Origin of the sequence: Rickettsia endosymbiont of Oedothorax gibbosus, from assembly GCF_936269705.1 — a bacterium.
Taxonomy (GTDB): domain Bacteria; phylum Pseudomonadota; class Alphaproteobacteria; order Rickettsiales; family Rickettsiaceae; genus Tisiphia.
Genome location: NZ_OW370493.1, coordinates 609,478 through 630,651 on the forward strand (window position 1 = coordinate 609,478; position 21,174 = coordinate 630,651).

Sequence of the window (21,174 nt, forward strand, 5' to 3'; positions counted from 1 at the left end):
AATAAGAAAAATGAGATAGAATTCTTTAGCAAACAAGGAGAGCTAGAGATGAAAAAACAAGTAAGGCAATATAGTGCTGAGGAGAAAGCCAAAATTGTCATAGAAGCAATTAAGGGAGAGCTAACAATAGCCCAGATAACCAGTAAGTATGGTGTTCATGCAACACAGATCAGTAACTGGAAAAAACAAGGTCTTGAGTTGTTAGTACAAGGTTTTAAGAATAAAACACAGAGTGCTGATCCAAATCAGCAGGGGTTAATCAAGAATCTATATGAGCAAATTGGTCAGTTAAGCGTTGAGTGTGACTGGCTCAAAAAAAAATCTGCATTGTTTGGAATTAAAGGTTAGGTGTAATATGATAGAGCCTAATCATAATAAGTTAACAATTGTACAACAGTGTAAGTTATTGGATATTAGCAGGTCAACCTATTACTATCAACCTACTGGTATTAGTGAACAAGATATCAAGATTATGGCAATAATTGATGAGACCTATACTATGCATCCATATTATGGTATGCGGCGGATGGCTAAATATTTACAAGCCCAAGGTTTTTCGGTAGGTCGTAAAGCTGTTAGACGTTACTACAAGATAATGGGTCTTGAAGCTGTTTATCCTAAAATAAATTTAAGCAAGAGGAATCAAGCGCATAAAATATATCCTTATTTACTAAAAGGATTAGAAATAGTATTGCCAAACCAGGTTTGGAGTGCAGATATAACGTATATAAGACTGAGCCAAGGGTTCGTATATTTAGTAGCTATTATTGACTGGTATAGTCGTTATATTCTAAGTTGGCGAATCTCCATTAGTTTGGAAAGTGAATTTTGTGTAACAGCCCTTGAAGACGCTATAGAAAAATATGGTATGCCAAAAATATTTAATACTGATCAAGGAGTACAATTTACCTCGGAGAATTTTATTAGTATGCTAAAGCTACATAATATCTTGATTAGTATGGATGGTAAGGGACGAGCCTTAGATAATATTTTTATTGAACGTTTTTGGCGATCATTAAAACAGGAAAAAATTTATCGGATTATTTTAACAACAGTAAAGGAGGCAAAGACAGCAATTAACGAATATATGGACTTTTATAATAGACAAAGGATGCATCAAGCTTTGGATTATAAAACTCCAGAATGTGTATATTTTGAAAAAAATATTGTATAAAAACAACAATTTAATTTTTGTGAATTATATCTCTATTTATCTAAATTTTTGTCTAGACAAAGGGGACCACCTTAGATGGTAACTCGTACATTATCATCCCCCCCTGGTACTATTTCCCAGATTCGTGCCTGTGCTAATGAATTAGTTAGCTATGCTAAAAATAATAATATTATTATTTTGCTTAGTTGTCATGTGACAAAAGATGGGCAATTAGCTGGTCCTAAGTTACTTGAACATCTCGTTGATACCGTACTATATTTTGAGGGTGATCATAATAGTCATTTTCGGATTTTACGGTCTATTAAAAATAGGTTTGGTGGAGTAGGAGAAATTGGTGTTTTTGAAATGACTGCTAGCGGTCTTATTGAAGTCTCTAGCCCTTCTGAATTATTTCTGATGAAAAGAGACAAAAACGTTAGCGGTACAACAGTATTTGCTGGAATCGAAGGATCAAGACCTTTATTAATCGAAATTCAAGCATTAATTGCTCCGTCAAATATACCAATGCCACGACGTTCAGTTGTAGGCTGGGATTTGAATAGGTTAGCAATGATAATAGCTGTATTAAATGTACGATTTGGTCTTAATTTATCTTCTCATGAGGTATATTTGAGCGTTGCTGGCGGGCTTAAAATTTCAGACCCAGCTTCAGACTTAGCTGTTGCAGCTGCTTTAATTTCTGCCGCAAAAAATAAAGCTGTGCCAGAACATAGTATTTTTTTTGGAGAAATTGGTTTATCTGGTGAAATAAGGAAAGTAACTGCAGCAGAAGTCAGAATAAAAGAAGCAACAAAATTAGGATTCAATAAATTAATTTGCTCCAAACTTGAAAAACTGAGTAGTAACCTAATTTGTCCAATTAGTAATCTAAAGGAATTAAAGGAGTTAATATAACCTGAGTTTGACGTAAGCACCAAACAAAATGCTAAGCATTATGTAATAACATAAACAAACTGTTGGTGGTAAGGTGGTCCCCTTTGTCTAGACAAAAATTTAGATAAATAGAGATATAATTCACAAAAGAGTCAATCATTTAATTTGTGTGTGCGTCAAGATAAGGTGCATTAATCTTACGGGTGAAAGTCCTGTTATGGAAGGAGTAGCTAGCTCCACCATATAGCGAGTCTTGTGCTGCTGAAGGTAACGACAGTAGTAAAGCGTAGACAGCGAAACATCCGAGCCGAAACCAAATGGTGAACGTGATAGCCCTGAAATGATATTGGTAGTGGAAGTCGATGTGCTACACAACGCAGTAGACAAGAGAAAACTAGAGGTCAAACTAGCGAAAATCCGAAAGTTTTCAACCATCGGGGTCTCAGGCGTCAGCGAGTTTGTAGAGATTAATGACACAACTTGAGAAGTCCTTATAACTCTTACTGAGTTAAGTAAGTATTCAAAGTACAAGTGCCGAAACATAAGGCTTTGGAGATGGTGTTAAGGATGGCTGAGTCAGTTGTAGTAGTGATGAAGCTTCGTAATGGGAGTGGAGCGAAGGGCTGACAGAAAGGTAAGAACGTAAGAGGGAAACAATGACCGTACACAGCATAGACGGAAATACATGGTCAACGAAACTTGAGCGTATAAAGTTGCTATCATCACAAAATCAAGACATAAAGTTTAATAATCTTGGACATATTATTGATTTAAAGATGTTAGAAGAACAATATAAGGAACTTGATAGCAAGAAAGCTGTAGGAATAGATGGTATAACCAAAGCGGTTTATGGTAAGAAGTTGGAAGCAAATTTGCTCTCGCTCCTTACTAAAATTCGCAAGGGGCAATATCAAGCTAAACCTGCACGAATTACATTGATTCCAAAAGAAGATGGAGGCAAAAGACCTTTGGTAATATCATGCTTTGAAGACAAGATAATCGAGTCGGCAGTAAGCAAGATATTAAACTCAGTGTTCGAGCCAATATTCTTAAAATGTTCTTACGGGTTTCGACCTAAATTAAACGCCCATGATGCACTTAAGGAGTTGAATAGACTTACGTATAACTTCAATAAAGGAGCTGTAGTTGAAATTGATATAACTAAGTGCTTCAATTCAATCAAACATTCTGAGTTGATGGGATTCCTAAGAAAGAGAATATCTGACAAAAGATTCCTAAGACTAGTTATGAAACTGATGGAAACACCAATTATAGAAAACGGCATTACAGTTACTAACAAGGAAGGATGCCGCCAAGGGTCTAAAACATCACCAATTTTGGCAAATGTCTTCCTACATTATGTTATTGACTGTTGGTTTGCTAAAATCAGCAAGGAAAACATAAGAGGGCAAACTGGAATGGTGAGGTATTGTGACGATATGGTGTTCGTCTTTGAGAATGAAGAAGACGCGAGGAAGTTTTATGAGGTTTTGCCCAAAAGATTAAACAAGTATGGCTTGAACATCAATGAAGCTAAATCGCAGATGATTCAGTCCGGTAGATACCATGCTGAGGACTTAGCTAAGCAAGGTAAGAAGATCAAGAGTTATAATTTTCTTGGCTTTACTTGCTATTGGGGTAAATCAAGGTTTGGTAACATATGGAGATTAAAATATACCACAAGGAAAGATCGATTTACCGAGAAGCTTAAAGGGCTAAGAGAATATCTACGAAGTCACCTTAATGAGAGGGGCAAAGAACAGATATTATTGCAAGTCATTAGAGCTACAAAGGGGTGGATCAATTATCATGGTATATCAGATAATCAAAGACGAGTAAGTTCATTTATTCACCAAACTAGGCGAGCAATATATGGGTGGTTTAATAGAATGGGTGGGAAGCGTAAGATGAATTGGCAAAGATTAGCTGAAATACTCAAAAGGGTCGACTTTCCAAATAAGTGGAAGACCATTTCAATGTTCTAAAACCAACAAAAAAAAAATAGGGTACAAGCCTATCTTACCTTTCGGGAGCCGGATGCGGTAGCTCTGCATGTCCGGTTCTGAGGAGGGGCTTAACCAAGCAATTGGTTAGGTCTACTCACAAAGTTCATTTTTTATTTTCCAATAAATCATATTTAAAATCTCCACAAAGTATTTCAAATTGATTTAAAGCTAAAGACCAATCTTTAATAGGCATGGTCCATTTTTTGGCTGCATTTTGTAGGGATAAAAATATTATTTTTTGAATTGACTTATCATCTGGAAACACCCCCTTATTTTTGATAATTTTTCTAATTTGACGATTTACAGATTCTATAGTGTTAGTAGTATAAATTACCTTTCTGTTCTCTTCAGGAAAGGCAAAAAACGGTATTATCCCAGACCAATTACGTTGCCAAATATCAGAAATTACCGGATATTTTTTATCCCATTTTACACCAAATTGCTGAAGTTTTAAACGTGCCATTTCGTCATTATTAGCTGTATAAATTTGTTTTAGATCTGATGTGACCTCTTTTAAATCTTTATATGACACATACTTTACTGAATTGCGAACCATATGTACAATACATAATTGTACTATAGTACTCGGGAATACACTGCTTATAGCTTCTGGAAAGCCCTTTAAACCATCCACACAAGCAACATAAATTTGTTCAATTCCTCGATTCTTTAACTCAGTAACTACTTGCATCCAAAATTTAGCACCTTCATTTTTGCCTATCCAAATGCCAAGTAACTCCTTTTTCCCTTCTATATTTACAGCAAGTGCTAAATATACTGCTTTATTTATTACTATGTGATTGTCTCTAGATTTTACATAGATACAGTCCAAGTATAATATTGGATACACCCTATCTAAACAACGATTTTGCCACCTAGTTACTTCTTCTATTACCCCATCTGTTATGGTGGATATCAAGTCACCAGATACATCAGTTTGATATATTTCTTCTAAATGCCCTCGGATCTCGCTGACTGTCATACCGCGACCATAAAGGGATATCACTTTCTCATCAAATCCATTAAATCTCCTCAGCCCTTTTGGTATTAATTGAGGATTATACTATAGTACCCTACAATTTTGAGAAGATGAAGAAGAATGGTTGATTTAGAGTGGTGTGAAGTAGTATAAGGTAGGTATTTTTATAACAAAATGCATAATATAATACTTCAAGAATTGATTTTATATATAGACGGAAATAAATCAAGATTAAAATGTTTGGTTGGTATGGTAATTAGTTTGCTGACGGGCAGCTCAATTTATCAAAAAGGTTTAGCACTTGGTATTTTAGGTGATGCTAAAGCGACGTCAAAAACTCATAGAATTTATCGTTTTTTAAAAGATTTTAATTTTGATTATATGAAGGTTGGCTATTTGCTATTAAGCTTTTTTGCTTCAAAAAATTATGTCGTAGCAATGGATAGGACAAGTTGGAAATTTGGTAAATCCGATATTAATATTTTATTTTTAGTAATGGTAATTGGTAAAATATCGGTGCCAATATTCTGGAAGACTTTGTCGCATGGTGGCGGGTGTTCTGCAGAATTTATGAAGGAATTTTTACAGAAATTTATTAATAATTTTGGCGTTGAAAGAATAAAATATTTGCTTGCTGATAGAGAATTTATGAATAAAGAATGGTTAGACTTTCTGATAAATAACCATCTAAAGTTTGTTATTCCATTAAAAATGGATCATAAAATTCGTCTTACAAAAGGTTTAAGAACTTTAACCATTGAAAGAATATTTAGTGATGTTAAAGCCTTAGAGTATAGGGCTTGTAGTGGTATATTATGGAATAGAAAGGTTAATTTTACCGCATATAGAAATGATAAGAGCGAGCTGATGGTTCTGGTGTCTTCAATTGAAATAGAGCAAGATATTTTTGCTTTATATAAATTTCGTTGGAGTGTTGAACGACTATTTTTGCACCTAAAAAGCGGTGGTTTTGATATTGAAAAAAGTCACATTGTAAAATTGGATAGATTTGAAAAATTATTAGTGATAACTGCTATTGCTTCAGCTTTAATAGTCAAAAATGGAATAATACAAAATGCCTTAAATCCCATCCGAATAAAACGGTACAAAACCATTGAAAGACAATTGTTTTCATTATTTACCTATGGCTTTGATCATATCAAAAATGCTTTTTATCAATCTACAACAGCCATAACGCAGCTAATATCCACATTATTAATACCTCCCAAACAAAAACTTTTTTCTATCCTAATACCATCTTTACAAAAATTGTAGGGTACTTATATCTTTAAATTATGATATAAGTAATGGTAAGAGGGTGATTTGAGGGGTACTTGATTGAGATAATCGAGCATAGAATAAGTACCCTCTTACAAAGTTTGCTTTGAACAAATTGCAGAAGGTGTTGGAAGTAGCAGCCTTGCACAATAAGACGAAGGAGATTATATCATGAGTAAAATAATAGGTCTAGATGTAAGTAAACAATGGCTTGATATATGTGTATATAATACAAGCGATAAACCTAAATATCATCGTTTTGCCAATGATGCAGCTGGTCATGAAGAGGTGATTAAATTAGCAAAAGAGCAAGAGATTAAGCTAATAATATGTGAACCCACTGGAGGATACGAAGCTGAGATTTGTCAAAAGCTGTATAATAATAAGCAACAAATACATAAGGTCAATACATATAGTTTTAATTCTTTTAGTAAATCGGTAAATTTGTGTAAAACTGATAGGAAGGATGCATTTAAATTAGCATATTATGGTGATAAGATGCAGCTTTCAGCGAATTATATATATCAAGTTGAATCAGAGAATTTGAAGAGATATAAGCAAAGACGAGAAGATTTAGTATTAATGCTTAGCAATGAAAAGAAAAGACTACATCATAGTATTGATGGTATTGATAAAGATAGTATAGAAAAACACATTAAATTCTTACAAAATGAAATAGCTGAGCTTGATAAGAAGTTAAACAAAACAATAGATGGTAAGCGTATGGTAAAGGTGGTCTAGAAATATTATTTATTCTAGTATAATATTCCAAGGGAGGAGGTCTGCAATTTTATTGGCTTTATAATCCTGAATTGTTGCAAGCACTTTTTGCAGATATTTCCAAGGATTGATGTTATTTAATTTAGCAGTTTCGATAATGGAATAGATAATAGCGGCAGTATGACCACCATTGTCTGATCCAGCAAAAAGCCAATTTTTTCGTCCTATGGCAATTGATCTCATTGCACGCTCTGCAGCGTTGTTGTCAATTTCTATTTTACCATCATCCAAAAATTTCATCAGTGCGTTCTGATTGTTTAAAGCATAAGAAATAGCTTTTGCCGTACTGCTTTTTTTAGGCAGTTGATCATATGCTTTCCTAAAACCTGCAAACAATTTTTCCACCAGTACTTTAGATTTTTTCTGTCGTTCCTCTAGCCTCTTATCAGCTTCTAATCCTCTTATGTCAGCTTCGATGCCATAAATTTTACCAATCTGCTCCAATATAGCAATAGCAATATTGGCTTTATCATTTGCTATTGTTACTTCGTAAAACTTACGGCGTACATGAGCCCAACATGCTGCTTCCTTTATCTTAGCAGCTGATTTTTCATCATCGATATATAGTTGGTTATAACCAGCATAAGCGTCAGCATGCAGCACTCCTGTAAAATCTTTGAGATGCTCAAGCGGTCTTGTCCCTTTCCGATCAGGGCTATAAAAATAGCAAACTGCAACTGGAGACTGATCCCCATGAGGTCTACCATCTGATACATAGGTCCATATTCTACCGATCTTGGTTTTACCAATCCCAGGAGCTAGAACCCTCACAGGTGTATCATCACCATGTATCTGTTTACCCGAAAAGATACATTGTTGAATTGCTTTGGCTATTGGCTCTAGCAATCTAGCACACTGACCCGCCCAACTCGCCATTGTTGTCCTCGAAATCTCCACTCCTTCTCTCTCGTAAATTTGCGACTGACGATATAGTGGTAGATGATTGCAATATTTCTGAATTAATATATGTGCCAGTAACCCAGACCCCGGCTTACCTTTATCAATGGCTTTTGACGGTGCGTAGGCTTGTACTATCTTCTCACAGTGGGTGCAGGCACAGCGTGGCCTTACATGCCGTATCACCTTAAATGATGATGGAACATATTCTAATGTTTCTGAGATATCATCACTTATCTTACGAAATTCCACTCCACCACATGCAGGACATTGATCAACAGGTTTTAATACCGCAGCTTCTCTTGGTAAATGCTCCGGTAATTTTTGTCGTTTTGGCTTCTGCTTACTATCATCGACAGTAGCTATACTCTTATCAGAATTAACATTATCTTGCTCAGTTTTAAATCCTAAAATAAGCTCATTTTCTTCTATTTTAAGCTCAATCTGCTCTATTTGTTTATCTAGCTTTTCTGATGATTTCCCATAACGCTTTGCTTTTAGTAATGCCAGCTGTTCTCTTAATGATTGATTCTCAGTGGTTAATGACTGGTTTTCTGTAGTTAGCGATTGATTCTCTGTAATTAGTGACTGTATATTATTATTTAATGCCGCAAGCATCTTATGCAACACTGGTATATCACTAGGTAAATTGTTTAAATCAAAAACCATAACTGTTATATATAATATATACTTTTACATCAAATTTTTATCCAGCATATTGAGGTCTATTAAACCACTTCGGATTACGCCAGTCAATAGCTTCTATCAACATTGCTAACTGGGCTTTAGTAATTCCAACAGATTGCTTCTCGTCAACCTTAGGCCATATAAATTTACCGCTATCAAGACATTTGTAATATAAACAAAAACCTTGTCCGTCCCACCACAATATTTTTATCCGGTCAGCCTTTTTACCCCTAAATACAAATAAGGCACTCTTGTGAAATTGATCTGACAATATTGATTGTGCCAGTATTGATAAACCGTTAATCCCCTTACGCATGTCAGTACAACCGGTACAAAGATATATCTTGCTATCATACCCTATATCTAGCATGATCTATCCAATATTTTAACTATCTCTAATAATTTACTACTACTAACATTACCTTCAATTGATAAAGAAAAATCATTAAATGTCAATTCAGCTTTTTTTAATATTATACATTTTGTCTCCTGTAATGTTGTTTTCTGTATTGATAATTCTACAAATTTGTTGCCTGAATTATTTACTGCTGCCTCTTCACCTCTTATTCTCCTTTCCCTACTACGCCATCCGTATAATGTCTCCTTTGAAATTCCATAAGACTGAGCAACTTGTGATATAACACACCCGGACACATATGACTCTGAAATTATTTGCCTCTTTTGTTCAGATGTAATATCCCTCCTACTCTTATTCATACTATTATTCCTTTGTTATTTCTACCACAGAACAATACTTCAATCTTCCTTCTTTTATAAGACCACCTTTACCATACGCTTACAATAGATGAGTCAGAAGAGTTAAAAGAGAAGGTAAAAATATTAGAGACTGTACCTGGTATTGGTAAATGTTTGGCTACAAAACTAATTAGTTTTGTACCTGAATTAGGGGATAAAAATTATAGTAGTAATGAATTGTCAGCAATTGTGGGGATAGCTCCGTACGCCCGTGATAGTGGTAATAAGCAAGGACGAAGATTTATTAGGGGAGGCAGAAAAATACCACGGGATGCTTTATACATGGCGGTATTAACTGGCAAAAATGGTTTTCAATATTTAAAAACTTTATACAATAGGCTTGTTAATAATTTTAAACCTAAGAAAGTTGCGATAGTTGCTTGTATGCGTAAGCTACTTGAAGTTTGCCATAAACTTATTCAACAAAAACGTTGTTTTATTATTTAGATAAATATTTTTTTGAAAATTTAGATAAAAGATAATTGCTATGGGATTATACTCTCCTTCCCGATCTCTTGGTACTTCTACTGTCAGCTTACGACCATCCCCATCAATTACTGTCTTCTCATAGCTACCATTACGACGATTATTATCTACTTTTGGCATCTTGCTATGTTTTGAATATCCTAATTCATGATCCAACTCACTTGCTAATATTTTCTCAACTATTTGCTTCTTTAGCTGTTGAAATAAACCATCTCGACCAAATAACTCCGATGGATCTGCTTTTGATAATAATTCTTCTACTAGCTGATTACTGATGTTTAATGTATCTTTATCTGTATCTAATTTTTTAGCCATAATTCCTCCTTGCTTGCTTAAGTTACTTTTTTTACAGTAATCTCTTACTGCTTTCTTTGCAACTTACACAAACTATAGGACAGACTCACATTCTGGAGTTTTATAATCCAAAGCTTGATGCATCCTTTGTCTATTATAAAAGTCCATATATTCGTTAATTGCTGTCTTTGCCTCCTTTACTGTTGTTAAAATAATCCGATAAATTTTTTCCTGTTTTAATGATCGCCAAAAACGTTCAATAAAAATATTATCTAAGGCTCGTCCCTTACCATCCATACTAATCAAGATATTATGTAGCTTTAGCATACTAATAAAATTCTCCGAGGTAAATTGTACTCCTTGATCAGTATTAAATATTTTTGGCATACCATATTTTTCTATAGCGTCTTCAAGGGCTGTTACACAAAATTCACTTTCCAAACTAATGGAGATTCGCCAACTTAGAATATAACGACTATACCAGTCAATAATAGCTACTAAATATACGAACCCTTGGCTCAGTCTTATATACGTTATATCTGCACTCCAAACCTGGTTTGGCAATACTATTTCTAATCCTTTTAGTAAATAAGGATATATTTTATGCGCTTGATTCCTCTTGCTTAAATTTATTTTAGGATAAACAGCTTCAAGACCCATTATCTTGTAGTAACGTCTAACAGCTTTACGACCTACCGAAAAACCTTGGGCTTGTAAATATTTAGCCATCCGCCGCATACCATAATATGGATGCATAGTATAGGTCTCATCAATTATTGCCATAATCTTGATATCTTGTTCACTAATACCAGTAGGTTGATAGTAATAGGTTGACCTGCTAATATCCAATAACTTACACTGTTGTACAATTGTTAACTTATTATGATTAGGCTCTATCATATTACACCTAACCTTTAATTCCAAACAATGCAGATTTTTTTTTGAGCCAGTCACACTCAACGCTTAACTGACCAATTTGCTCATATAGATTCTTGATTAACCCCTGCTGATTTGGATCAGCACTCTGTGTTTTATTCTTAAAACCTTGTACTAACAACTCAAGACCTTGTTTTTTCCAGTTACTGATCTGTGTTGCATGAACACCATACTTACTGGTTATCTGGGCTATTGTTAGCTCTCCCTTAATTGCTTCTATGACAATTTTGGCTTTCTCCTCAGCACTATATTGCCTTACTTGTTTTTTCATCTCTAGCTCTCCTTGTTTGCTAAAGAATTCTATCTCATTTTTCTTATTTTTCTGTCCAAAATATTGGAACCATTATAGTGGTGAGCTATGGTAAAAATAAAACCTTCTTTCAAACCAGTTTGTTAGGAGAAAGAATATTTGAAAAGTAAGAAGGGAGGGATTATAAAGTTCTCGAATAATAACAACAAAATTGGAGAATATATTATGATCCCTCTTACGGAGATTTTCTGCTTAATTGATGATTTTTGCAAGCATTTTGATACGGAGCAAAATAAATATATATTACCAAATCCTAACCGTAAGCGTAAAGTAGTTTGCAGTATAGGACTCTCAGAGATTATTACTATTATAGTAATGTTTCACTTGAGTCACTACCGTACCTTTAAAGATTTTTATTTATGCTGCCTATGTCAAAGTTATAGAAAGGAATTTCCAAAACTTGTGAGCTATAGTCGTTTTGTTCAGTTAATGCCAATGAGCTTCATGCCCATGGTATTACTGCTAAAAAGCCTATCAGGAAAACAAACTGGTCAATATTATATCGACTCTACTAAACTTCCTGCTTGCCATAATTTAAGAATTAATAGACATAAAGTATTCAAAGACATAGCAAAAAGAGGTAAGACTTCCACTGGGTGGTTCTTTGGTTGTAAGCTACATATTGTCATTAACAGTTGCGGAGAGATTATGAGTTTTTCTTTAACTCCAGGAAATGTTGATGATAGAGCAGTGGTGGAAAATTTAGTAGATAAATTACAAGGCTGGCTTTTTGGTGATCGTGGGTATATCAGTAAAAAACTCACTCAATCCCTTGCTAATCAAGGTTTAGAACTAATAACAAAAATTAAAAGTAATATGAAAGAAAAAATAATAGATCCTATTAAAAAGCGGTTTTTAAATAAAAGGTATATTATTGAAACCATTAACGATCAACTAAAAAACCTTTGTCATATAGACCATACAAGGCACAGATCTGTTATGAATTTTCAAACTAACGTATTAGCTGGACTGCTTGCCTATGTTTTTAAGCCTAATAAAATTTCTGTAGCTTTTGGAAAATTAAACAATCTCAACCTTCCTCTTACATCAAACTGAGGTTAATATAATTAAAATTCAGAGTAGGGGGGGGTATCTATGGTTAATTTAGATATAGTTAATTCACTCATCTTACACATAAACCCCATGACAATTCAAAAATTCCAGAAAAGTGTAAGAGGTTATTGCAATCGAACGTATGTGAGCGTGGCAATCCACATTCATTAAATTGTTTAAATAGGCTATTAATACCAATTGCAATAATTAACACGGTGTGTTTATCCAGTCTCTATACATAATTGATTTTACTAAATCTACATTATGAGCAAATTGATTCCAAGCGTAACAAGCCATAGTGACGATATCTTCATATACACCATAACATTGGTTAGACAAGAAATGATTTTTGATCCATTCCCAAACTTGTTCCATTGCATTAAGTTCCGGTGCATAGGGCGGAAGCGGTATCAAAGTGATATTGCTTGGCACAGTTAGTTTTTTGGCTGTGTGCCAACCTGCATTATCCGTTAGTAAAGCTATATGTCGGTTGCCTTGAATACTGCGAGAAAGCTCTTCTAAGAATTTATTCATTGCCTGTGTGTTTGCATATGGTAAAATTAATGCAAAAGCTTCTCCTGTATCATGGCAAGCAGCTCCATAAATATATGTTGAAATGAATTGCTGTTGCCGAACTTTACGGGGTCTAGTGCCACGCTTAGCCCATATACGAGTTAAGCTACCTTGTTGCCCAACTCGAGTTTCATCCTGAGACCATATATCAACTTTACATCTATCGATATTTTTTGGTAATAATTTTGTTAACATGTCTGGGAAGTTTTTTTATATGTATTTTGAGTCTCTTGATTTGACTTTGGATGCATTGAACGAGAAGTAATCCAGCTAAAACCAAGGCGGTGCATAGTATTGTAGACTGTTTTTAAAGCGCATTTAGCACCATATTCCTCAAGTAACATGATATGTAGCTCCTTTCCAGTTATATACCCACCAGTTTTACTTTCACTGAGCGTATTGATTTTATCAAAAAGAGCAGACTCTTGTATAGTGTTAATCTTCCTAGGGGCGCCGCTTCTTTGTGATTCAAATAATCCTTCAAAACCATGATTCCTAAATCTTCTGAGCCATGATTGCACAGTTTTCCAGTGTGACTTCACTATTTCAGATATGGCTTTTAAAGATTTGCCTAATTGAAGGTGATACATCGCCAATAAACGTATACGATTTCGACCATGCGGCTCATGTTTCATCATTTTTATAAAATCATGACCATGAAAACCTTGTGGTAATATTAACCTAGCCATTTGAGTACCTTTATCAGTTAAAAACCCATTTTACACCACTGCGTTAATTATTGCAATTGGTATAACTTATCTCTTGTAACTTTTTGATAACCGATTTTTTTGCCATTTTGATCGACTTGCACCAAGTGCATAATATTTTTTGCTAAATCTATTTCTATTATAGTATTTTTGTGCTATTATTTATCGTGGTATGGATCTATTAATTAAATTATTATTTACGTTAATTCGGGATAAGGATTAGTAAAAATAGCAGACATATATACACTACGAAGAGCAATTAATGTATGAATTCACAGAAATGCAATTTATACATATCCAAAATCTTGTATTAGTTATAGCTAAAGCATTTTTACTAATCCTTATCCCGAATTAACGTAATATGATAGTGGTTTAAAGAACATAGAAGCACAAAGAGCTAGGCTAGCTTCCTCATCTGAACAACTTAAACAATCTTTTGCAGCATTGCAACAGAAAGCTCCAGCCCTTGAAGCAAGAATGAGCGAGGTGGAACAATTACCAGGTGTCTTTCAAAATCTCTATGAGCAAGTAGCCAAGCAAAAAGAAAGTTTACGAGGCTTAACTGAAGAAGAAGCAGGCAGTACAATTGCCAAACATCAGCAAGACGTTGAATCGTTAAAAAAGCAACGTCAAGAAATGGAAGGCAGAATTCGTCAATCTATGAATGACATTACTAGGGAACATAAAAATCTTAGTATGGAAAAAGCTGATCTTGAGAATCAGTTAGGTAACTATCAAGCAAGTCAAGATCGTCTATTGCAAGATACTAGTAATTTTGATCAGGCAAGACATCAATTAACCAGCATCATTGAACAATATAAACAACAGCAAAGCATAGAAGATAAAATAACTGCTGATTATACTGAACGCCAAAAGCATATTGAGGGTTTACAAAATAAATTAAGGGATTATGGTTCATCTGCACAAAGTCAGTTAGATAGTTATGCTCACGATGTAAAGTGGCGGGCTGAGAAACTTCAGAAATCAGCCAACATTACAGGCTTGGTACAGGGGGCAGGTCTTGGTGCCTTAACCTTTGGAGCTGGAATGGGACTGGGAGCATTAGGAGGAGCAGGAGCAGCAACTGTAGCAGGAGGAACTTCAATACTTGGACAGCTAGGTTTTGGACTAAAATGTTTATCTCCATTAGTTGGTATTGGTCATTATATGAATACATCAAATATTATGCATAACCTTAGAGGGAGGATTGAACAAGTTGATCTTGCTAATAACCATCAATATGATGGTATGTCGGGCAATTTAGAGCAAATGGCAAGATATGGTCGATCAGGATTAGCAAAAACGCCGATAGCTGAGCTTGGTGGTTTAAAACAAGCAGTGGAGCATTTTAACATGCGGTCAGTACCACAATTAAAAGATTTACCGCAATTATCTGAATCTCTTGGCAAGATAGTATCGCTTAAGGATATTGAAGGGTTAACCCTTGGTTTGCCTAGCATGACGGCAGCTAGCGGTAAGAAATATAACTATCAGGTGTTGTATGATAATGACTTTATCAAGAAGCTCAAGAAAGTGTCAAAGAAACTTGGTACGCCATATTTAAACCCAAACTCAACTATAAACTCAAACGTAACAAGGAATATGGTGACAGCTTATGGCTGATAGTGATTTAAACAAAAAAATTGAATATTTTGACAATCTCAAGAGCAAGCGGGAGAAATGGCAGCAAGTATGGGATGAGCTAAAGAAATATGTTTGCCCACAAACTGAGAGTAATAAGGTAATATTTGATTCAACTTCTATTTGGTCAAGAGAGCAATTAGCATCAGGTTTACAAAGCTTGCTGGTAAATCCAGCAATAAATTGGTTTAACCTTACTATAGCTGCTGAAAATAAAGAGCAGCAGGAATATTTAACAACAGCTGAACGCAGCATGCTAGCCCAAATGTTAGAAAAATCTTTAATGGATATATTCAACAATCCGGCTTCTAATTTTTATAATCAGATTCATCAGTTTTTTCTAAATCTCGCTGCCTTTGGTACCGCGATATTCTATGTTGAAGAAGCCCCAGAATTAGAACAAACTCTATTCTTCCGTAACATTAATTTACAAGAATGTTATTGTGAAGAGGATAAGTTTGGTTTTGTTAATACAATGTATCGACTATTTAGTATGCCGATAAAATCTGCGTTAGCTAAATGGTCAGACTTTGCTCCTTTCAATGAAAGATTAGCCAAAAATCCTGATGAAATAGTAGAAATATTACACATAGTTAGCCCGCAAGCTCAAAATCAGAAGAATAAAGGTAGAAAACCAATGGCAACAGCTAGCTCATTAATACTTGATTATAGCTCAGAATATATCTACCTAGCTGAACAAAAAATTATCAATCAATCAGGCTATTCTTATTTCCCATTTTTTGTGACGCGATGGGTAAAAGAAGAAGGTGAAGTATATGGCTATGCTCCGGCTCATCATGTGCTGCCTGATATTAAATTGCTCAATAGTTTAAGGCAAATTACCCTAAAAGTAGCCCAGAAACAGCTAGACCCACCATTATTAGTGCCAAAAGATGGGTATTACTTACCACTATATACTACGCCAGGCAGTGTTAATTTCTACCGTAATGGTATGGCAGATAAAATAATACCGCTAACTGGTATGGAAAATATCCTACCTACTGAAATTGAACAAAATCAATGTCGCGATGCCATATACAAAGCATTCTATATCGATATATTCAGGATGCAAAAGGAAAATAAAGAAATGACTGCCACTGAGGTGCAAATTAGGACGGAGGAACAATACCGTTTAATGTCTCCAATGGTTGGTAGAATTGAGAGTGAGTTGTTAAATCCGTTAATCATGGCAATATATCAAACGCTAATCAAATATAACAGAGTACCGATTTTAGAGGGAGCAAATAGCCCTCCTGAGATAGAGATTGAATATGTTTCACCACTATCCAGGGCACAGAAAACATCAGCAATATCCAGCGTTGAGCAAGTATTAGGTTTTTTTCAACGAAGTGGAATCAGTAACTTTTTTCCTGAGATTTATGATAATATCAACTGGGATGAATGTTTTAAACTATTTTTTGAGCTGCGAGGAGCCCCAAGCTCAATCCTGAAGAACGAGCAAGAAGTATTACAAATCAGACAACAACGTAAGATGATGCAAATGCAACAGCAACAACAACAGATATAAGGGTAAGAAAGAATGAAACTATCAATTAACTCCTCATCCTCATTACCTTTATTAACAAAAGAGCAGTTAAAATCAATTTATTACAAGCTTTTTAGTGGAGAAGATGGTAAAATAGTATTAGAGGATTTAGCACAAATGAGTGGCATATATCGTAGCAATTTCGTTCGGCAAGAAAGTGATTACACAGCCTTTCTTGAAGGGCATCGAGCTTTATTCCTATACATATGCTCACAAGTTTCAGAAGATGATGGAATTGATAATATCGATGGTACTAATGAATCAGATAAATAATGGCGATATTTAGTAACAATTAAGAGGTTATATTATATGTTTTTATCAAAGTTTCTTGACCCTAAAAATGATTTTTGTTTTCGCCAAATTTTTGGTACTGAAAAGAATAAAGATATACTTGTTCATTTTTTAAATGATGTTCTCAAGTGTAAAGGAAATGAGCAAATAATTGAGGTGACATTTTTACCAACTATCCAAGACCCTGATATTGCTATTTACAGAAAGTCCATAGTTGATGTGTTATGTAAAGATCAACACGGTAATCAATTCATAGTAGAGATGCAGGTAAGTAAGCATCCAGGATTTGAGAAGAGAGCCCAATATTATGCAGCTAAAGCATATTCTCAGCAAATACTTGAGGAAGATGAGAAACACAAGAAACTGGCAGTATACGCCAAATTAAAAGGAGTAATATTTTTAGCGATAGCGGATTTTGTGATGTTTAGCGATAAAAAACATTGGAAATCAGAACATCGTCTTTTAGATACAGAGAGCTATGCCCATGATTTAAAAGATTTTTACTTTGTTTTTTTAGAGCTTGAGAAATTTAAAAAAACTATTGATGAGCTAAAGAGTATTGAAGAGAAGTGGATGTATTTTTTCAAGCATGCAGGAGATAGTAAATTAACCTTAACAGAAATAGAGAATTTAATAGGTAAAGATGAAATTATTAGGAGAGCCTTTGGGGCTGTAGACCAAGCTAGCTGGTCAGAAGCAGAGCTTAACACCTATGAGCAAAGAACAAAAGCCTATTTTGATAATTTAGCGGTAGAACAGCAACAAATTGAAGATGCTGAAGCTAGAGGCAAAGCTGAAGGTATTGAAGAAAAAGCTATAGCCATGGCAAAAAAAATGTTGGATAAAAAAAAGCCAATAGATGAAATCATTGAATTTACCGGGCTAATCCTTGAAGAAATAGAGAAGTTAAAAGAAGAAATGGAAACGTTGAAAGAAGAATAAGCAGATGAGTAAAGAATTAATTGCCAATAACTATGAAACTAGCCCTACTTCCTCTGGTAGTGATTGGCTAGCTAACATGCCTGAGGAAATACGTAAAGCTGAGTCACTGGGTAAATTCAAGGATGTCTCATCTTTAGCTCAGAGCTATTTGGAAGCAGAAAAAAGCTTAAATCAGCGAGTTGCTGTGCCAAAAGATGACAGCTCTGATGATGAGTGGCATAAATTCTATTGCCGTTTGGGATTGCCTGAAGATAAGAAATATACTGATAAACGCTCCAAGGAAGATGAGGAGTATTTAACTCGTTATGAAGATATGTTTTACCAAAGCGGATTATCTAAAAGGCAAGGTGAGAAGCTGCTTAATTCTCTGTATGGTTTTTCGCAGGATTTACAAAAACAGCAACAAAATGCTATCGAGCAAACACGTAACTCTCACATTGATTTGCTGAAACGCAATTATGGTGAAGGTTTTGACAGTAAAATGACAGTGATGCAGGCAGCCTTATCTAAGTTTGGTACTAAAGAGCTGGCTGGATTAATTGAAGACTCACATTACGCACCAGCTTTAGTTGATTTATTAGTACGAGTCGGTGAAACTTTAAAATCTGACTCGTTAGTAATTGGCAAAGAGCTACCTGGCATTAACAGCCGAGAGGCGGCATTGTCAGAGATAGATAAACTTGATTCTGACCCCGAGTTTGTGGTAAAATTAAGGAGTAAAGAGCATACGGGACATGAACAAGCTGTTAAACGTATGCAACAATTATACAAGATCGCTTATGATAAGACACAATAAAAAATAACGTAACCAAGCAATCATTAAAGTCATGAAGTAGGTGACAACTCATTTAAGGCTGCAACTTCGCAATAACCTATCATAAAAGAGCCACTAATAACATATATACCCGAAAGGTTGTTGGCTGCATAGAGGACAACGACCAGCTTAAGTTTTTGTTGATTTGAGTATAAATGATATCACACTTTAAATATTGATAGATTATTTGAGGAGAAAAGAAATGGAACAAATAACAGATGGTCTTAAAGAACAATTTGCCAAAAATATCAGCCTAGTTATTCAACAAGAAGGTTGTAAACTAAGAAAATGCGTTACAAATGGTACGCAGGATACTGAGGTAATTAGCTTTGAGTCAATGACTACCCATGAGGTGGAGAGTAGAAATCGACGGGCAATTGATCCTGATGATCATTTACATGGACATTATACTGATGGTGGAGACCCTGGTAGATTAGAACAAATAGAATTTAAAATTCCAACTATTTCAAGAAGGTTTTTGACGGCTTCTGCCTATCATTGGAACGCTACCATGGATAGGAACGATAAGTTGAACCTATTAACTGACCCTACTTCACATTTTCCTAAAATGGCAGGTTGGGCAATGGGTAGACAACAAGATAGAGTAATTATTAGTGCTTTTGCAAGTCCAGTTCGAGCAGGAAGGACAGGCAACAATGTTGTTAACTTTGACGTAGCTAATAATGTGGTACCAGTAGGAATTAGGGTTACTGATGTTAATTTAGGCTTAAATGCTCAAGCTGCAGTTGCCGTCAATAGAGGGGGCATCCAGCAAAAGAGAGCAGGACTGACTGTTGACAAACTAATAAAAGCTCATCATATCTTAAAAAAACGCTTTTTTGGTATGTATGATAAATTATACTTATTGTGCTCAAGCAATCAAATTTCAGACTTACTACGTGATCCACAAATTACCAATTATGACTATAATAACGTTAGAGCCTTAGTAAGTGGTGAAGTTAATAGTTTCTTAGGATTTACTTTTATTACTAGCGAGATGCTGGGTGGTATATTTGATAATACTGGGGATGCTAATCAATCTAGATATGCTGTTAGAGATTGCTATGCCTTTAATGAAGGAGCCATAAGATTTAATACGGTTAGTGGTTCTAACAAGAAGGGTATTGAAGAGCTGGTACAATACCACTATGCCAAGGTATTATATTACAGTGAAGCATTTGGAGCTAGCCGTGATAATGAACAAGCAGTAGTGGTCATTAAATGTTTAGAGGACTATGACTGCACCAGCCATCATGGTGAATTGTGGAAAGCAATAGCTAATGAGAATCACCGGAAAGGCTTACATAGCATAACAATGCCATGGCAGATGTTTGGCAATCAATGCCGGAATAGTGATAATAGTGAGGATATTACTGATAATGATTTAGCAGTAATTGCCAACAATAATTTAGCTACGCAAGTACTGGTCATGAGAAGAGCTGCTACTGTTGATGCTGCTGCCGGTGTTGGTGGTGTTGGTGATAATGTTGTTGAGGATGATGGTGATGGTGGTATTGTTGAGAGTGAGAATGAAGATGGGTAACTACAAAATTGATTCAATAGTGTAATTATTGTGAAATATGAGATTATCAAAAAGGCAGTAGTAGTACTTGGGTCAAATTGTGGTATTAGTAGCATTGGTGGTGGCAGAATATCAAAAGCCGAGGAATTAAGTGAGGAGTTTGTTAATCCTGCTATTGAAGATACTGTACTAATGGTTAAATGGTCATTTGCATTACGGAGAGTTGATAATATCGAAGGTAATAGACAAAACTTTACCGAAATACCGAATATTAATGATTGTATTAAATGTGCTGTAATAGTGCCATCTAACCTACAATTTTATACAGAGACAGGTAAGATTTACTTCAAGGGTGGTAAACTTACCTCACTGTTTTATTACAGCAAAAACATTGTTGATAATTTATTAGAGAATGATCCAACTATTTGGCAACAAGTACCTGCCAGCTTTAAATTACTGGCAGCTTTATCATTAGCCTCACAAGTGTCATTTGCTATGTATTCCGATAGTGTGTTTACTGATGGACTAAAGAAACAATATTTGATCAAATTGGAAGAAACAAGAAGGATTTATGCGGTTGATTATAATCTGATTAATTCCGGTGAAGTATGATATTTGAATAATCAAAT

General features: G+C 34.9%; 17 protein-coding genes and 3 pseudogenes. 14 read left to right on the forward strand and 6 right to left on the reverse strand.

What is annotated here, in order from left to right:
• Nucleotides 1–48 precede the first annotated feature (48 nt).
• From NBW66_RS03385 to NBW66_RS03400, 4 genes and pseudogenes are all read left to right on the forward strand, one after another.
• Nucleotides 49–348, forward strand: a complete 300-nt coding sequence (locus NBW66_RS03385) for a transposase (RefSeq protein ID WP_094649795.1) — start codon at nucleotides 49–51, stop codon at nucleotides 346–348.
• A gap of 7 nt (nucleotides 349–355) precedes the next feature.
• Nucleotides 356–1,174, forward strand: a complete 819-nt coding sequence (locus NBW66_RS03390) for an IS3 family transposase (protein WP_250310664.1) — start codon at nucleotides 356–358, stop codon at nucleotides 1,172–1,174.
• 75 nt (nucleotides 1,175–1,249) lie between these two features.
• Nucleotides 1,250–2,068: pseudogene (locus NBW66_RS03395) on the forward strand (magnesium chelatase domain-containing protein); the annotation flags it as partial.
• Between the two features lie 635 nt (nucleotides 2,069–2,703).
• On the forward strand, nucleotides 2,704–4,032 hold the full coding sequence (locus tag NBW66_RS03400) for a reverse transcriptase domain-containing protein (protein WP_250310618.1): 1,329 nt from the start codon (nucleotides 2,704–2,706) through the stop codon (nucleotides 4,030–4,032).
• 124 nt (nucleotides 4,033–4,156) lie between these two features.
• On the opposite strand, the pseudogene NBW66_RS03405 reads toward NBW66_RS03400, so the two are convergent.
• Nucleotides 4,157–5,104, reverse strand: a pseudogene (locus tag NBW66_RS03405) (IS256 family transposase); the annotation flags it as partial.
• Nucleotides 5,105–5,206: 102 nt separating this feature from the next.
• On the opposite strand from NBW66_RS03405, the gene NBW66_RS03410 reads away from it, so the two are divergent.
• A complete protein-coding gene (locus tag NBW66_RS03410; protein ID WP_250310546.1) occupies nucleotides 5,207–6,307 on the forward strand; it encodes a transposase in 1,101 nt (366 codons plus the stop codon).
• A 174-nt stretch (nucleotides 6,308–6,481) separates the two neighbouring features.
• Nucleotides 6,482–7,051, forward strand: coding sequence for an IS110 family transposase (locus NBW66_RS03415; RefSeq protein WP_250311755.1), 570 nt, complete (start codon nucleotides 6,482–6,484; stop codon nucleotides 7,049–7,051).
• Nucleotides 7,052–7,060: 9 nt separating this feature from the next.
• Here the strand turns inward: NBW66_RS03415 and tnpC are convergent, their stop codons facing one another.
• From tnpC to NBW66_RS03430, 3 genes are read right to left on the reverse strand one after another with little or no spacing between them, the layout of a single operon-like run.
• Nucleotides 7,061–8,656, reverse strand: coding sequence for an IS66 family transposase (gene tnpC / locus NBW66_RS03420; RefSeq protein WP_410525809.1), 1,596 nt, complete (start codon nucleotides 8,654–8,656; stop codon nucleotides 7,061–7,063).
• A 37-nt stretch (nucleotides 8,657–8,693) separates the two neighbouring features.
• Complete coding sequence (gene tnpB / locus NBW66_RS03425) at nucleotides 8,694–9,044, reverse strand: IS66 family insertion sequence element accessory protein TnpB (RefSeq protein WP_250311756.1); 351 nt, start codon at nucleotides 9,042–9,044, stop codon at nucleotides 8,694–8,696.
• On the reverse strand, nucleotides 9,038–9,391 hold the full coding sequence (locus NBW66_RS03430) for a transposase (RefSeq protein ID WP_250311719.1): 354 nt from the start codon (nucleotides 9,389–9,391) through the stop codon (nucleotides 9,038–9,040). The genes tnpB and NBW66_RS03430 overlap by 7 nt, the downstream gene beginning before the upstream one ends.
• 120 nt (nucleotides 9,392–9,511) lie before the next feature.
• Between NBW66_RS03430 and NBW66_RS03435 the strand changes: the two genes are divergently transcribed.
• Nucleotides 9,512–9,877 carry a transposase gene (locus NBW66_RS03435; protein WP_284346809.1) on the forward strand — a complete coding sequence of 122 codons (366 nt, stop codon included), beginning with the start codon at nucleotides 9,512–9,514 and terminating at the stop codon, nucleotides 9,875–9,877.
• Here the strand turns inward: NBW66_RS03435 and NBW66_RS03440 are convergent.
• The gene (locus NBW66_RS03440; protein WP_250311758.1) at nucleotides 9,824–10,231 is read right to left on the reverse strand and encodes a transposase; all 408 of its coding nucleotides are present in this window, start codon (nucleotides 10,229–10,231) and stop codon (nucleotides 9,824–9,826) included. The genes NBW66_RS03435 and NBW66_RS03440 overlap by 54 nt on opposite strands.
• Nucleotides 10,232–10,303: 72 nt before the next feature.
• Nucleotides 10,304–11,417, reverse strand: a pseudogene (locus NBW66_RS03445) (IS3 family transposase).
• Nucleotides 11,418–14,233: 2,816 nt separating this feature from the next.
• On the opposite strand from NBW66_RS03445, the gene NBW66_RS03465 reads away from it, so the two are divergent.
• The 7 genes from NBW66_RS03465 (at nucleotide 14,234) to NBW66_RS03495 (ending at nucleotide 21,157) form a co-directional block, all read left to right on the forward strand.
• Nucleotides 14,234–15,412, forward strand: a complete 1,179-nt coding sequence (locus tag NBW66_RS03465) for a hypothetical protein (RefSeq protein WP_250311760.1) — start codon at nucleotides 14,234–14,236, stop codon at nucleotides 15,410–15,412.
• Entirely contained in the window at nucleotides 15,405–16,958 is a 1,554-nt protein-coding gene (locus tag NBW66_RS03470) for a portal protein (protein WP_250311761.1), read from the forward strand. Before NBW66_RS03465 ends, NBW66_RS03470 begins: the two co-directional genes overlap by 8 nt.
• 12 nt (nucleotides 16,959–16,970) lie before the next feature.
• The gene (locus NBW66_RS03475) at nucleotides 16,971–17,249 is read left to right on the forward strand and encodes a Bbp19 family protein (RefSeq protein ID WP_250310985.1); all 279 of its coding nucleotides are present in this window, start codon (nucleotides 16,971–16,973) and stop codon (nucleotides 17,247–17,249) included.
• 36 nt (nucleotides 17,250–17,285) lie between these two features.
• The gene (locus NBW66_RS03480; RefSeq protein ID WP_250310984.1) at nucleotides 17,286–18,209 is read left to right on the forward strand and encodes an Rpn family recombination-promoting nuclease/putative transposase; all 924 of its coding nucleotides are present in this window, start codon (nucleotides 17,286–17,288) and stop codon (nucleotides 18,207–18,209) included.
• Nucleotides 18,210–18,213: 4 nt separating this feature from the next.
• Nucleotides 18,214–19,005 (forward strand): hypothetical protein, encoded by a 792-nt coding sequence (locus tag NBW66_RS03485; protein ID WP_250310983.1) that lies wholly within the window; start codon nucleotides 18,214–18,216, stop codon nucleotides 19,003–19,005.
• 220 nt (nucleotides 19,006–19,225) lie between these two features.
• Nucleotides 19,226–20,566 (forward strand): phage capsid protein, encoded by a 1,341-nt coding sequence (locus tag NBW66_RS03490; RefSeq protein ID WP_250310982.1) that lies wholly within the window; start codon nucleotides 19,226–19,228, stop codon nucleotides 20,564–20,566.
• A 30-nt stretch (nucleotides 20,567–20,596) separates the two neighbouring features.
• Nucleotides 20,597–21,157, forward strand: a complete 561-nt coding sequence (locus NBW66_RS03495) for a hypothetical protein (protein WP_250310981.1) — start codon at nucleotides 20,597–20,599, stop codon at nucleotides 21,155–21,157.
• Nucleotides 21,158–21,174: the final 17 nt, after the last annotated feature.

What these genes read in the sequence shown, in the direction of transcription:
- NBW66_RS03385 (WP_094649795.1), top strand. Translation starts at nt 49, where the DNA reads ATGAAAAAACAAGTAAGGCAATATAGTGCTGAGGAGAAAGCCAAAATT.
- NBW66_RS03390 (WP_250310664.1), top strand. Translation starts at nt 356, where the DNA reads ATGATAGAGCCTAATCATAATAAGTTAACAATTGTACAACAGTGTAAG.
- NBW66_RS03400 (WP_250310618.1), top strand. Translation starts at nt 2,704, where the DNA reads ATGACCGTACACAGCATAGACGGAAATACATGGTCAACGAAACTTGAG.
- NBW66_RS03410 (WP_250310546.1), top strand. Translation starts at nt 5,207, where the DNA reads ATGCATAATATAATACTTCAAGAATTGATTTTATATATAGACGGAAAT.
- NBW66_RS03415 (WP_250311755.1), top strand. Translation starts at nt 6,482, where the DNA reads ATGAGTAAAATAATAGGTCTAGATGTAAGTAAACAATGGCTTGATATA.
- tnpC (WP_410525809.1), bottom strand. Translation starts at nt 8,656, where the DNA reads ATGGTTTTTGATTTAAACAATTTACCTAGTGATATACCAGTGTTGCAT.
- tnpB (WP_250311756.1), bottom strand. Translation starts at nt 9,044, where the DNA reads ATGCTAGATATAGGGTATGATAGCAAGATATATCTTTGTACCGGTTGT.
- NBW66_RS03430 (WP_250311719.1), bottom strand. Translation starts at nt 9,391, where the DNA reads ATGAATAAGAGTAGGAGGGATATTACATCTGAACAAAAGAGGCAAATA.
- NBW66_RS03440 (WP_250311758.1), bottom strand. Translation starts at nt 10,231, where the DNA reads ATGGCTAAAAAATTAGATACAGATAAAGATACATTAAACATCAGTAAT.
- NBW66_RS03470 (WP_250311761.1), top strand. Translation starts at nt 15,405, where the DNA reads ATGGCTGATAGTGATTTAAACAAAAAAATTGAATATTTTGACAATCTC.
- NBW66_RS03475 (WP_250310985.1), top strand. Translation starts at nt 16,971, where the DNA reads ATGAAACTATCAATTAACTCCTCATCCTCATTACCTTTATTAACAAAA.
- NBW66_RS03480 (WP_250310984.1), top strand. Translation starts at nt 17,286, where the DNA reads ATGTTTTTATCAAAGTTTCTTGACCCTAAAAATGATTTTTGTTTTCGC.
- NBW66_RS03485 (WP_250310983.1), top strand. Translation starts at nt 18,214, where the DNA reads ATGAGTAAAGAATTAATTGCCAATAACTATGAAACTAGCCCTACTTCC.
- NBW66_RS03490 (WP_250310982.1), top strand. Translation starts at nt 19,226, where the DNA reads ATGGAACAAATAACAGATGGTCTTAAAGAACAATTTGCCAAAAATATC.